Origin of the sequence: Vibrio sp. TRT 29B02, assembly GCF_050113655.1 — a bacterium.
Lineage (GTDB): Bacteria > Pseudomonadota > Gammaproteobacteria > Enterobacterales > Vibrionaceae > Vibrio.
Genome location: NZ_JBNJOJ010000005.1, coordinates 41,203 through 53,663 on the forward strand (window position 1 = coordinate 41,203; position 12,461 = coordinate 53,663).

Consider the following 12,461-nt stretch of genomic DNA (forward strand, 5'->3'; position numbering starts at 1 on the left):
TGCTCTTAGGCAAGACAGAACCGTTAACTTACATCAGTTTGTCTACTAGACAAGTGATTTTAGTCAATCGGCAGAGATTCTTTTGTGTTGTGATCCGGCGTTTTCAGATTAGTCTGCGGACCAAACATTTTTTATATCTGGCCAGCCCCAGTTTGTTAGCGCCACATCTTTCAAAACCCCCTGAAAACGTAATGTTTGGCGATGGTGGAAGAGCGGTGATAGCCAGTATTGGTTGATGAGGGCTGATGCGATAGGTTCGAGTGCGTTTAGGTACTCATCTAACGCCGTTTGACAACGAAGTTCGTTCAGGCTTTCGACTAACCAACGTTTTGATTGTTCTCCAATGCAACGCTGAATAATGGGGTTATGGTACAAGCTGTTAAAGGCTGACGCATGTCGGTTGTCGTCAAGGTTAATGTTGGTCACTATGATGGATTCAGAAAGTTGACCTGACGTAGAAAGTGCCGTTAGTTGGCGGTAACTATAGGTGTTAATAGTGACCTCAATACCTTTCAGTTTGAGTAAGTGTTGAATGGCCAAGGCACAATTTTTCAATGAGCTGTAATCATAGATAGCGATGGTGAGCTTATCTGGTAAAGCCACTTCAGCCGTCGCTGGGCGAGTGATTTTGTGCCACATAGGCAGTAAGTTATGTGCGATTTCGCAGCCGAATAAACGCTCGCTTTGCTTGAGATAGTCGTGCACTTTATCTGGCGTTAGATAGCTAGAAAGGAAGCGACGCTGGCTATCGTTAAGCACTGTATCAGCACATTGGTTGAAGAGAATAAACATGCATCCGTCTTCTGTACGGCTCTGTTTTACATCCCTTTCTACGGTTTGGCTCACTGCATGGGATACGTAGTAGTTACAATGCTGATCAGATTGCGCTCCGGGCTGATTGGTTTGTATCTGTTTATTGGACAGTTCGCTCTCATCCAGATGCCATATCGTGACATTATCTGTAAGTGCACGGCATGCGTAGTAGCGCTCGAATGCTTGTAAACTTAGACGAGCATCAGAGTGTTCGATCACTTCAAAAGGGCCGGAACCGATAATCATTTTATTGGTAGCGTTATTGACCTGTTCGCTCGGTTGGATAGAGTATTTTACACCGGAAACTAAACCACCGAATCCCTGATCTGGAGTGGTCAGCTTAAACACGATTTTGTTGTTTCCAGCACAGGACACACTCTCTAAATGGTTCAACTCGCTACGGTAGTCTTCAAGTTGTCTGAGTTTATTAAACAGCTCAACGACGGTTTTTCCATCAATCGGCGTTCCGTTGTGGAAAGTGAGGCTAGGTCTGAGATAAAAAGACCATTCCAGTGTCTGCTCGTTGTATTGCCAGTGATGAGCCAGTTGCGGTTCTAGTACCCCGTCAGCGGTACTCGCGACTAAACAACAGTATATTTGTCGCAATAAGTAACGTTCACTTGAGCGTTGTAACTGATGAGGAACCAATCGTTCAAATGGACGTTTATAGGTGAGCTGGATATGTAACTGCCCTTGACGAAACGATGCTCCAGAGGTGCTTTGCAGCAGTCGACCGAAGGCGGATTGATCGTCATCTAGTATTGCCAGAGCCTTCTCATATTTTCCTGCCAATATTCTTTTTATCGCCAACTGATTTTTGAGTTCGTCTACTGAGAGATTAAGAATCAATGTCGAACGTTGATTTCGACCAACTTTAGGTGCCCAAGTTAACCAAGTTAGCTGCTGCATATTATTCAGGAGATTTCGTGCATGCCGAGGACTGGTGTATAGAGCCTCTGCTATCGCAGGCAAAGCGGTTTTGATTTCGACGCCGACGCCAAGGGGCGTCAGGCGCTGGTAGTAGCGAAGTAGGTTCAGATCGGACACAAGTGGCTCTCAAACAAGATAACAAGCAATTTGTATGGTTATTTTGTTCCCTATTTAGTCTGTAATCCACAGATATTTGATTTTATTTGCTGCTCTTGAGTCTTAATAGGAAAAAAGAAACTAAATATAAGCTCTTTTTGTTTTCCCCATTAAGCAGCAAACTTAATGGGTCAACCGAGAGGGATATCTATGAACCATCAATCAGAGGCTGGACCTCTATTGGCGTTTTATCAGCAGCGATTGAACCGTTGCTCTAGGACGATAGAGAGACTTGCGCTGTTATCGCTACTCGCTCTAATGAGTGGTAGTTAGTAAAGTTTAAGCAGCATTACGATGAACATGCTCCTGACCCCCACGAAGAGTTCCGTGATGCTGCTTGTTTTCTCGCCAATGACTCAATGTTGATAAGGCAAAAAAGTGCTTCAGTACGGGACATTATGGTCAAAACTGACTAATATTAAGCCAGAAATCATGATAATACCTGTTGGCTACTAATATGGAAAAAGTCGTAGACCTTAATCGTTGGCATAAGGAACATGTCAAAACGGAGCAGGAACTGCAGCACCTGTTTGCGGAAGTTCAAGCGCATTACTCTACCAACCCTTATCCAGAACTTGAGCAAAGGCTGGACATTCTAAAGAGTATCAAGTCAGAGTTACTCAACAACAAGCGAGCTCTGGTTGATGCCTTACATCAAGATTATGGCTATCGCAGTGATTTTGATTCGTTAATTTGTGACCTGTTACCTGCAGTTGGACACATTAACTATACGATTCGGCATCTTAAAAAATGGCTTAAACCAAGTAAACGTCATTCAGGCTTGCTGCTAATGCCTTCAAAAGTGCGTGTCGAATACCAGCCTCTTGGTGTTGTTGGTGTAATAGTGCCGTGGAATTTTCCTATCGTGCTTAGTATTGCACCAATTATCACTGCTTTGGCGGCAGGTAACCGAGTGTTAGTTAAGCTAAGTGAACACACGCCGCATACCAATCAAGTATTAAGTGAGATTTTTGCTCAGTTTGGTGAATACGTTCGACCAGTAGAAGGTGGCGCTGATATTGCTCAGTACTTTTCGTCTCTGCCGTTTGATCACCTTATTTTTACTGGCTCAACCAAGGTCGGTAAATTGGTTGCAGCTTCAGCCGCTCGTAATTTGACACCGGTGACATTAGAACTGGGAGGAAAATCTCCCGCAATAATTGCCGATGATGCAGATATGAGTAAAGCGGTCGATGCTGTCATTTTAGGTAAATCGATTAACGCTGGGCAAATCTGTGTCGCTCCAGACTATGTAATGGTGCCTCAAGGGAAAGAACTCTCGTTTATCGAGTGCTATCTGGAGAGATATTCTCAGCTCTATGTCCGCAAAGGTCGATTGGATTCGGCAACACAAATCATCAATGAGACGCAATGGTTACGTTTACAAAGCTATGTTCAAGATGCAAAAAATTTAGGGGCATCCGTACACTCGATTGATGGTGTTGAGTTAGAGAAGCATCAGATGTTGCCTCAATTGGTCACCGGTGTGACACCAGAGATGCTGGTGATGCAGGAGGAAATTTTTGGTCCCATACTGCCTGTGATCGGTTATCGCCATTTAAGCGAAGTGTTTGCCTTTATCAATGCAAGACCTCGCCCCCTCGCTCTCTATCTGATGTCTAACGATAAGGTGCTTCAACAGCAAGTTATCGAGCAGACACATAGCGGTGGAGTGGCAATAAACGATACGCTACTTCATGTTGCGGCTGATGATGCCCCCTTTGGTGGCATTGGTGAGTCAGGTATTGGCCAATATCATGGGGAGGAAGGCTTCAGGACTTTCTCCAAGGCGAAAACCGTACTCTCTACGCCAACATGGTTACCGCGTAATGTGATCATATTGAAGTATCGAGGACTGGCTGTAAAAGTGTTGTCACGGCTTTTTCTCCGCTAAACAACCCCGGAAGCAAAACGGGCAATAACGAAGTCGATGAAGGCTCTAAGCCGTTTTGGCTGATAACGATCCTTGTGATAAATCGCTGAGAACGAGACACTTGGGATGTGCCATTCATCGAACACTTCGATAAGTTGTCCTGTTTTTATCTGGTTGAGACAGTAGACTTTAGGCACTCGAATGATGCCCTGATGGTTAAGGGCGCCTTTGACGAGTACTCGACCATTTTTACACTGTAAATGCCCTTTTATCACCACTTCCAACTCACTGTGAGTGACTTTGTGTTGATATCCCCAACGTTTAACAGAGCCCGTTAGACACTGGTGAGAGACGAGTTGTTTGGGATGTGAGGGTCTTCCCATTGCTTTGAGATAATCAGGGCTGGCTAGTGTACTCATCTCGACGGTCATGAGTTTACGTGCAATAAAGCCTGAGTCTTCCAGTTGCCCCATGCGAAATGCAATGTCGAAATCTTCTTCTAAAAGGTCAACTCGGTGACTACTAAAATCGAGGTGAATTTGAGTTTGCGGGTACTCTTGCATAAAGTCGCAGGCGATTTGCCCGATCACATCTTCACCTAAGTAGCCGCCTACACAGTTGATTCGGATCTCCCCTTGGACTTTTTCTACGTCGTCTACCGCCCCGAGTACAGCCTGTTCTATGCCGTTAAGTGCTTGCTCGCATTGTAGGTAGAATCGCTTTCCTGCGTCTGTCAGCTTGAGCGTGCGCGTGGTACGGATGAGCAAAGTCACGCTCATTTGGTTCTCTAAGTTGCTGATCTGCCTCGAAACATGTGAACGTGATACATCTAACGCTTGTGCTGCTTTGGTGAAACTGCCAAGTTGGGCAATCAAGACAAATGATCGTATATCAGCAAGATTTAGACTGTTGAGCATGGGCGTACCTATTCGAATGAACTGTCTTTATTGTTGCGGTATGACAACAGTGTTTCAACCTAAGTGATATATATCAACAAAACAATTGATCTTACTATTCCCTCATCGCAGTGAATCAGGCTGCCACGTTAATCAACAGAGGAAATAATGATGAAGAAACTCATTGTAATCACAGGTGCAAGTTCAGGAATTGGTGAAGCGATTGCTCGTCGTCTTAGTAATGAAGGCCATCCTCTACTGCTATTGGCTCGTCGCGTTGACCGTCTGGAGCAGCTAAACCTACCAAACACGCTATGTGAAAAAGTGGACGTGACAGACAAGGCGACCTTTGAAGCTGCCATCGCAAAAGCGGAAGCGAAATATGGTCCTGTAGATGGACTTATTAACAACGCTGGTGTGATGTTACTTGGTCAAATTGATACACAAGATGCTGGTGAGTGGAAACGGATGTTTGATGTTAACGTGCTCGGCTTATTGAATGGGATGCAAGCGGTGCTGGCTCCTATGATGGCGCGTAACAGTGGAACGATTATCAACATCAGCTCTATTGCGGGTAAAAAAACATTCCCCAACCATGCAGCATACTGTGGCACTAAGTTTGCCGTTCACGCGATTTCCGAGAATGTGCGAGAAGAAGTTGCGGCCTCTAACGTGCGTGTTACCACCATTGCTCCTGGTGCAGTAGAGACCGAGCTTTTATCACATACAACCTCTGAAGAGATTAAGCAGGGCTACGATGATTGGAAAGTCGATATGGGGGGGGTCTTAGCTGCGGATGACGTTGCTCGCGCTGTCGAGTTCGCATATAACCAGCCACAAAATGTCTGTATTAGAGAGATTGCTCTTGCACCAACTAAACAGCAACCGTAAATGAAAAAGCAGAGAGGCCGACGTTAGTTCGGCCTTTTTTTACCAAAGAATACAACCGAAAAACCGGTTTTACACCCAATGAAGGGAGAACATAATGGCAGTCGTTGGCATAAAAATAGGTCAATATCGCTGCTATAGACTAATTAGCTAGATGAAAAATATTGGGCTTTGTGATCACTGCGGTAGGACAATTGACTATTTGATACTATAACTGTCATATGTTTTTTATATGCAAAAAGGTCAGTAATGGCGAAGGCAGAAGAAACAGCAGAATCCATTGAATTGTCGGCAAAAAATGAAAATATAGAAAAAGCACAAGAGCCGTCATCGTCGATTCGATATGGAGAGGATGCTTTTCAGGATGTGATGCCTCTTTGTGAAGTGGCATGCATCATTACTACGCCCACTGGCAAGGTACTTAAATGTCGAACTAAGTACATTGGGCTTCATTCAAATAACATCTTACTGATGGAGATGCCGGACATTTCAGCAAAGGAAATGTCGCTGTTTATGCAGCGAGGCTACACTATCAAGGCTTGTGTTATCTCTTCCAAAGGGGAAGGGGCGCGCGTCTATTTTAAGAGTAAGATTGAGTATGTACTGAGCGGCGGCGACAATGATTTACTCTTGATTACCTTACCTAAGGCAACTCAGGTTGCGGTGGGTTTGCGAGAAAGTGCTCGTTTGGCAATCAGTCTTGATGGCATTTTAGCGCCAGACAGTCACAAGTATATTTGTCAGATTCGAGATATTTCTCAGCATGGTTGCTTGATCGTTGTTGATAGAGGGAAGACCAACTATAACGTCGGTTCTGGTATAGAGTTAAAAGTATTTAGCGGCAGTGATGGCAACGATCAGGATTCTGAAGTGTTGCGAGCTGTGGTGAAAAACGTGACTAAGACAAGCCATTATCGAAAATACGGCGTGAAGTTTGATGATGATAGTTTAGAGTTTGTCAGTTCCTTTATCGAAGGTCTCAACTTCTGTTCGATTCAGCAAAAATTTACCCTTTGATTTTAGCTTCTCGCCTAACGTATGTCTCATTATTGCTTATACTGAGTAGTGAGGACATCAGCATATTGGGAGGACGAAAGCATGGAACTACGCAATGAGCATGGTGAAGTAACTCAAGTCGCAGATAACCTCACCATCAAAGAAGTGTTAGAAATGGGCTATTCGATAGACTTGTGTGACGAAACCTTTGACCCAAATGAGCATTGGACCGCAAGTGCCGATCTAGGTGCGAAAGGTGAGTTTCCCGAGAGCTAATCAACACGAATAAAAAATCCGAGCTATGCTCGGATTTTTTGTGTTAGTCACTGCATGAAAAATGCGTTAGAAACCTTTAATGTTTTCAGCTTCTAGTTCAGTGAAGTATTTCACTGTTTTCACTTTTAGTTCTTGAGTTGCTGGCTCGTCACAAACAATCACCGATTTAGGGTGTAGCTGTAGAGCAGATACTGTCCATAGGTGGTTAACACAACCTTCAACTGCTGCTTCAAGTGCTAGTGCTTTGTTGTGGCCAGTAACAAGAATCATGATCTCTTCTGAATCTAGCAGTGTACCTACGCCGATAGTAAGTGCGTACTTAGGTACTTGGTTGATATCGCCATCAAAGAAGCGCGAGTTTGCAATACGAGTATCTTCAGTTAGCGTTTTTATACGTGTGCGTGAAGAGAGAGAAGATGCAGGTTCGTTAAAGGCAATGTGACCATCGTTACCCACGCCACCCATGAATAGGTTGATACGGCCGTAAGACTTGATCTTGTCTTCGTAGCGCTTGCATTCTGCTTCGTTATCCGCAGCGTTGCCATCAAGCAGGTTGATGTTTTCGTCTTGGATATCGATGTGGTTAAAGAAGTTGTTGTACATGAAAGAGCGGTAAGACTCTGGGTGATCGGCAGGGATACCAATGTACTCATCCATATTAAATGTAACAACGTGCTTAAAGCTTACTTCACCAGCGTTGTAAAGTTCGATAAGTGCTTTATATGTCGCAAGAGGAGTGCCACCAGTTGGTAGGCCTAATACGAATGGACGCTCAGCTGTTGGTTTGAAATCGTTGATGCGTTTCACGATGTGTGCTGCTGCCCACTTACCGACTTGTGCTGCTTTGTTTAACGGGATAAGTCTCATTTTGTGCCCCTAATATTGGAATTTATGATGCCCTGAAACATTAATTCGCATTATAAAATAAGTTTCTACCTTCTGCTATTGTTTTTGGTCAATTTTTCTCGAATTGGTCAGTTTAGGTGTAGAGATCTTAGCTTGTATTCGTTTGCTTAGTATAAAAAAACACCAAAAAAGAGGTTCAACGAATGAAAATTTCAAGGCTAAAACTAAGGCAGTAGCATCTGGGTTAATAGCGACACGTATCACGTTGTGATGCAAATGAAATGCTATACGCCAAGGTAACTTATGCGAGTATTTAGTTATTCAGGTATGATGGTAAAGTTCAAATAATTGAGCTCACTGCCGATACAGTGTTTATTAGAAATATAAAGACAACAAAGAAGACTAAATGAATATTATAGGGATCGCGATTGGTGCGACCGGGCTTTTGTTGCTAGGCATGTTTATGTGGATGCTCGCCTTGTCCATCCGCAAGAAACGCCTAGAACAAGAGCGTAGAGAACGGGAAGTTGCTCATCGTAAAGCGATGGATAAGCATCGAAAGCAGGAACACGAAGAGCGAATAATGAGGGCTGAGGGAGGACATATCCCTACGATTCTTTATTTGGCGAAAGAGGCTGAGCGGACTCGGACGAAAGAAGCGATCTACTGGTACACCAAAGCCGCGAAACTGGACAGCGTAACAGGCATGTACGGCGTTGTGCGCATTAGCAATAAAATGAAGCAAGATGTGATTCTTCGTGAGCAGTCTAAATTTTGGCAAATTTGTATCGCCGCGAGTGAAGGTAGCTTAGAGCATAAATATGAAATGGCTCAGTCGCTGTTTTATGGGCGAGGTACCGAAGAGAATCGACCAAAAGCGGTAGACATATTGGAATCCGCTGCACAGCAAAACCATATTGGTTCCATGCTGTTTCTCGGTGATTGGTGCCTTGCTGAAAGTAACCCACAAAAGAGTCGATCTCGTTCAACGGGCTACTATCGTCGAGCGGCTGAATTGAAAAGCAATGAAGGCCGTATGAAGTTGGGAATGAACTACATACGAGGTTACGGTGTTGCAAGTAACTTCAATTTAGGCGTTTATTGGTTGGAACGCGCGGCAGAAAAAGGTCACTTGGAAGCCATGTATAAGGCTGGCGAGACATGGATGGATCAACGTCCCAATGGAAATGCGATTGCCTATATTTGGCTGTTTCTTGCGGGTCAATTAGGCCACGACTCGGCGCGTGTACTACGTGATCAAGTGGCACTTAATATTGGTGTGGATACTGTCGTCGGGTTGCAGAGCCTTGCCAAGCCGATGATTAAGAAGATTCGTGATAACAAAGTGAACAAGCACTCTGTCATCAAGGCTCTTAACAAACTGTATAAGCGTTCGATTCCTATCAGTGAACAAGGTTCACCACCCGTTACAGCCACATTTGATGCAGAGAGTGTCGAGCAAGTTGACGAAACGAACCTCACCGAACAACCAGATGCAGAACCACCACAAGAGCGGTTGGATTACTCACAGTCACCAATGGATAAGAAATAAAAATGGCCTCTTTAATGAGGCCATTTTTTTATCGCGAAGAGGCGCTTAGTTATTTAAGTGCTTCTTTTTGTTTTGATTTACAAATCGCTGCGGTAAAGACAACGTCAGTTGAGCTGTTTAGAGCCGTTTCTGCCGAATCCTGAACCACACCAATGATGAAGCCAACCGCGACAACCTGCATAGCAATCTCGTTTGGAATTCCAAACAAACCACAAGCTAGCGGGATCAATAGCAAAGAACCACCTGCTACGCCTGATGCGCCACATGCTGAAATTGCCGCAACAACACTCAATAGCAATGCGGTCATAAGATCCACTTCAATGCCTAAGGTATGAACTGCTGCTAGTGTTAGCGTTGTGATAGTAATCGCGGCACCCGCCATGTTGATGGTAGCACCAAGAGGAATAGAAACTGAGTAAGTATCTTCATCAAGCTTAAGCTTTTCACATAGTGCCATGTTGACAGGAATGTTTGCTGCACTTGAGCGAGTAAAGAATGCCGTAACACCACTTTCGCGAATACATTGCAGAACAAGTGGGTATGGATTCTCTCCAGTCTTAACCAGCACGATGAGTGGGTTAACAATCAGCGCAATGATCGCCATAGAGCTTAAAAGAACCGCGAGTAGTTGAGCGTAGCCAGCCAAAGCTTCGAAACCGGTTGTCGCCAGTGTGGAAGCGACAAGGCCGAAGATACCAAATGGTGCTAAACGGATAATAAAGCGAACGATCTGTGAAACGCCGTGGCTAAGGTCTTCAAATACTGCTTTAGTGGTGCCAGATGCGTGATGAAGCGCCAAACCAAGACCCACTGCCCATGCAAGGATACCGATGTAGTTCGCGCTCATTAGCGCGTTAACTGGGTTATCGACTAGCTTGAATAGAAGAGTGTTAAGTACTTCAGCAATGCCTTGAGGCGGTGTAGCCCCTTCTGCACCTGATACTAGCGTCAATGTGGTTGGAAAGAGGAAACTCAATGCAACAGCGGTTAACGCTGCTGTAAATGTGCCGAAAAGGTAAAGAACTACGATTGGACGCATGTAGGTATGTTGGTTTTTCTTTTGATTAGCGATCGAAGCCGCAACCAAAATAAACACAAGAATTGGTGCAACCGCTTTAAGTGCACCGACAAACAGGCTTCCGAGTAAACCGACACTTTTCGCGTGCTCTGGAGATACAGTTGCCAGACCAACACCAAGAATGATGCCAGCTAGGATCTGTAGTACCAGATTGCCACGTGCAAAGCGCGCAATGAGTGAGTTGTGTTGCATAGTTATCCCTGCAATGAATAGATTTATAAATTTATAGTCATCTCAGTTATTGCTAACTGAGTCGTTAATACTAGCGACTTGAAATAATGTGTCTAGGATTAATTGAAAAGTAGCATGAAAAATTAAGATAATTCATTTCATGTGAATTATATGTTTTAAATGTGTATTAAATTGGTAAATAGCAAAAGGGGGCGACTGCCCCCTTTATGTTTTAGTAGTCGCTCACGTGTTTCTGGTTACGGTGAGCATTTTGCACTCTCTTGTAATATTTAGTCTGTTGTTTATATGTGGCCCGTTTTTGCGCAATAGTTGCACTGTTGTGCTGTTGCTCACGGATAAGTTTAAGGTAGTTATTCAGCCTTCTTTGCTCGAGATGACCCGATTCAATCGCTTGACGAATACAGCAACCCGGCTCGTCTTGGTGTTGGCAGTCTGAGAAGCGGCATTGTGCAGCAAGAGATTCTACGTCAGAGAAGGTTTCTGCAACGCCATCGGCACAGTCAACCAACTGGAGTTCGCGCATTCCAGGAGTATCAATGAGCACTGCGCCGCTTGGCATGAAATGCAAAGAACGACTCGTTGTCGTATGACGCCCTTTACTATCACTCTGCCTGATTCCACCCGTTTGTTGCGCCTGTTGCTGCAACAAACTGTTGACTAAGGTTGACTTGCCGACCCCTGAAGATCCCATAAACGCGACGGTTTTACCGTTGTTACACCAAGCAAGAAGACGTTGACACTGTTGATAGTCCAATGCATTGACTGACTCTACCATTAGTAGAGGGTCTAGCTTTTGAACTTGTGTTTTTTTCTCATCGAGTTGCTCGGTTAGGTCTGCTTTCGTCAAGACGATAACAGGCTCTACCTCTGCTTCATGTGCGATAGCCAAGTATCGTTCGATCCGGCTGAGGTTGAAGTCATCATTCAATGAGCAAACAATAAACAGCGACGTCACATTTGCGGCAATGAGTTGTTCAGAGACTTTACTGCCGGCCGCTTTGCGTTGAAAGAGCGACTGACGCTCTAACAGACGGACGAATCGCGAGTCAACATCGAGCAAAACCCAGTCACCTACCGTCATGGAAGGTAGAGACTTGTGAATTTCTAAGTTGATTTCGCCTGACTCACACAGCAACTTATATCCGCTTCGATGGTGCTCAATGACTCGAGCGGCGATTCGTTGGTGTTCGATATCTTCAAGTGTTAACTGTTGCTGAAAAAGATTGTTCCAGCCAAGTGTCGTTAATGACATTGCTGGTTGTGCTTTGGTATTCATATATGCCCCAAGCTTACAGAAAATCTGTATCTATTAATTAGATTTGCTAGGGTCTAAGACCCCGGTTTGATATACACCGGGCAATGAGAAGGGAAGGGGAGTTTTAATTAACCAAGCTTCGCCGTTCCTGCCGGGTGGGTTGTTAGTACAATCATCGTATCCTCCTATGGAACTGTTTCAGTTTTGTGCAATTCTAGCAAAAGAGGAGGGCGAATGCCCACCTCTGCTCGTCACTATTTTTAGTGCTTGTGTTGCATTCCGCTCATGACTTTTTTCACTGGTGCGGTGAACGTGTATTGTTCACCATTCGCGAACGTGAGTTGGACGTCGATTTCTTTATTTTCCGCTAGTGGCTGTTTGAGATCGAATAACATGATGTGCAAGCTACCCGGTTTTAACTCAACTTTTCCTTTCGCAGGGATGGTAATGCGGTCAATCTGACGCATTTTCATGACTTCACCCTCTTTAATCACATCGTGAAGTTCAACCTTGCCTGCCGCTTCGGTTGTCGCTGAGACAATATAGCGCTCTTGTTCACCTCTGTTCATAAATTCACCGAATACGGCGCTCGTAACGGCTGTTGGTGGCGTCGCGCGCGCATAAGCGTGATGTACCATGATGTCCATTTTAGCGTGAGCCAGTGGGCTTAGAACCAATGTTGCAAGTAAGAGGGCTTTACGTTTCATTCA

At 44.6% G+C, this 12,461-nt stretch carries 11 protein-coding genes; 5 read left to right on the top strand and 6 right to left on the bottom strand.

Annotation, left to right across the window (positions count from 1 at the left end):
- Positions 1-108 precede the first annotated feature (108 nt).
- Complete coding sequence (locus tag ACQEXT_RS04555; protein WP_426950810.1) at positions 109-1,860, bottom strand: SgrR family transcriptional regulator; 1,752 nt, start codon at positions 1,858-1,860, stop codon at positions 109-111.
- 496 nt (positions 1,861-2,356) lie between these two features.
- Here ACQEXT_RS04555 and ACQEXT_RS04560 point away from each other — a divergent pair, with 496 nt between their 5' ends.
- A complete protein-coding gene (locus tag ACQEXT_RS04560) occupies positions 2,357-3,793 on the top strand; it encodes a coniferyl aldehyde dehydrogenase (protein WP_426950812.1) in 1,437 nt (478 codons plus the stop codon).
- On the opposite strand, the gene ACQEXT_RS04565 is transcribed toward ACQEXT_RS04560, so the two are convergent.
- Positions 3,790-4,689 (bottom strand): LysR substrate-binding domain-containing protein, encoded by a 900-nt coding sequence (locus ACQEXT_RS04565; protein ID WP_426950814.1) that lies wholly within the window; start codon positions 4,687-4,689, stop codon positions 3,790-3,792. The two genes, ACQEXT_RS04560 and ACQEXT_RS04565, sit on opposite strands and share 4 nt — an antisense overlap.
- A gap of 150 nt (positions 4,690-4,839) precedes the next feature.
- Between ACQEXT_RS04565 and ACQEXT_RS04570 the strand changes: the two genes are divergently transcribed.
- The 3 genes from ACQEXT_RS04570 to ACQEXT_RS04580 all read left to right on the top strand — a co-directional run bounded on the left by ACQEXT_RS04570 (position 4,840) and on the right by ACQEXT_RS04580 (position 6,828).
- A complete protein-coding gene (locus tag ACQEXT_RS04570; protein ID WP_269375451.1) occupies positions 4,840-5,559 on the top strand; it encodes an SDR family oxidoreductase in 720 nt (239 codons plus the stop codon).
- 246 nt (positions 5,560-5,805) lie between these two features.
- Positions 5,806-6,573 carry a PilZ domain-containing protein gene (locus tag ACQEXT_RS04575; protein WP_426950815.1) on the top strand — a complete coding sequence of 256 codons (768 nt, stop codon included), beginning with the start codon at positions 5,806-5,808 and terminating at the stop codon, positions 6,571-6,573.
- An 81-nt stretch (positions 6,574-6,654) separates the two neighbouring features.
- Entirely contained in the window at positions 6,655-6,828 is a 174-nt protein-coding gene (locus ACQEXT_RS04580) for a hypothetical protein (RefSeq protein ID WP_269375153.1), read from the top strand.
- A 66-nt stretch (positions 6,829-6,894) separates the two neighbouring features.
- On the opposite strand, the gene nagB is transcribed toward ACQEXT_RS04580, so the two are convergent.
- Positions 6,895-7,695 (bottom strand): glucosamine-6-phosphate deaminase, encoded by an 801-nt coding sequence (gene nagB, locus ACQEXT_RS04585; RefSeq protein WP_269375152.1) that lies wholly within the window; start codon positions 7,693-7,695, stop codon positions 6,895-6,897.
- Between the two features lie 385 nt (positions 7,696-8,080).
- On the opposite strand from nagB, the gene ACQEXT_RS04590 reads away from it, so the two are divergent.
- Complete coding sequence (locus ACQEXT_RS04590; protein WP_426950817.1) at positions 8,081-9,226, top strand: tetratricopeptide repeat protein; 1,146 nt, start codon at positions 8,081-8,083, stop codon at positions 9,224-9,226.
- Positions 9,227-9,275: 49 nt separating this feature from the next.
- On the opposite strand, the gene sstT is transcribed toward ACQEXT_RS04590, so the two are convergent.
- The 3 genes from sstT to ACQEXT_RS04605 form a co-directional block, all read right to left on the bottom strand.
- The gene (gene sstT / locus ACQEXT_RS04595; RefSeq protein WP_426950819.1) at positions 9,276-10,496 is read right to left on the bottom strand and encodes a serine/threonine transporter SstT; all 1,221 of its coding nucleotides are present in this window, start codon (positions 10,494-10,496) and stop codon (positions 9,276-9,278) included.
- A gap of 211 nt (positions 10,497-10,707) precedes the next feature.
- Positions 10,708-11,772 (bottom strand): ribosome small subunit-dependent GTPase A, encoded by a 1,065-nt coding sequence (gene rsgA / locus ACQEXT_RS04600; RefSeq protein WP_426950820.1) that lies wholly within the window; start codon positions 11,770-11,772, stop codon positions 10,708-10,710.
- Positions 11,773-12,011: 239 nt separating this feature from the next.
- Positions 12,012-12,458 carry a copper chaperone PCu(A)C gene (locus tag ACQEXT_RS04605; protein ID WP_426950821.1) on the bottom strand — a complete coding sequence of 149 codons (447 nt, stop codon included), beginning with the start codon at positions 12,456-12,458 and terminating at the stop codon, positions 12,012-12,014.
- Positions 12,459-12,461: the final 3 nt, after the last annotated feature.

Excerpts from the sequence above, each read along its gene's own strand:
- ACQEXT_RS04565 (WP_426950814.1), bottom strand. The coding sequence starts at position 4,689 with ATGCTCAACAGTCTAAATCTTGCTGATATACGATCATTTGTCTTGATT.
- ACQEXT_RS04575 (WP_426950815.1), top strand. The coding sequence starts at position 5,806 with ATGGCGAAGGCAGAAGAAACAGCAGAATCCATTGAATTGTCGGCAAAA.
- nagB (WP_269375152.1), bottom strand. The coding sequence starts at position 7,695 with ATGAGACTTATCCCGTTAAACAAAGCAGCACAAGTCGGTAAGTGGGCA.
- ACQEXT_RS04560 (WP_426950812.1), top strand. The coding sequence starts at position 2,357 with ATGGAAAAAGTCGTAGACCTTAATCGTTGGCATAAGGAACATGTCAAA.
- sstT (WP_426950819.1), bottom strand. The coding sequence starts at position 10,496 with ATGCAACACAACTCACTCATTGCGCGCTTTGCACGTGGCAATCTGGTA.
- ACQEXT_RS04605 (WP_426950821.1), bottom strand. The coding sequence starts at position 12,458 with ATGAAACGTAAAGCCCTCTTACTTGCAACATTGGTTCTAAGCCCACTG.
- ACQEXT_RS04590 (WP_426950817.1), top strand. The coding sequence starts at position 8,081 with ATGAATATTATAGGGATCGCGATTGGTGCGACCGGGCTTTTGTTGCTA.
- ACQEXT_RS04570 (WP_269375451.1), top strand. The coding sequence starts at position 4,840 with ATGAAGAAACTCATTGTAATCACAGGTGCAAGTTCAGGAATTGGTGAA.
- rsgA (WP_426950820.1), bottom strand. The coding sequence starts at position 11,772 with ATGAATACCAAAGCACAACCAGCAATGTCATTAACGACACTTGGCTGG.
- ACQEXT_RS04580 (WP_269375153.1), top strand. The coding sequence starts at position 6,655 with ATGGAACTACGCAATGAGCATGGTGAAGTAACTCAAGTCGCAGATAAC.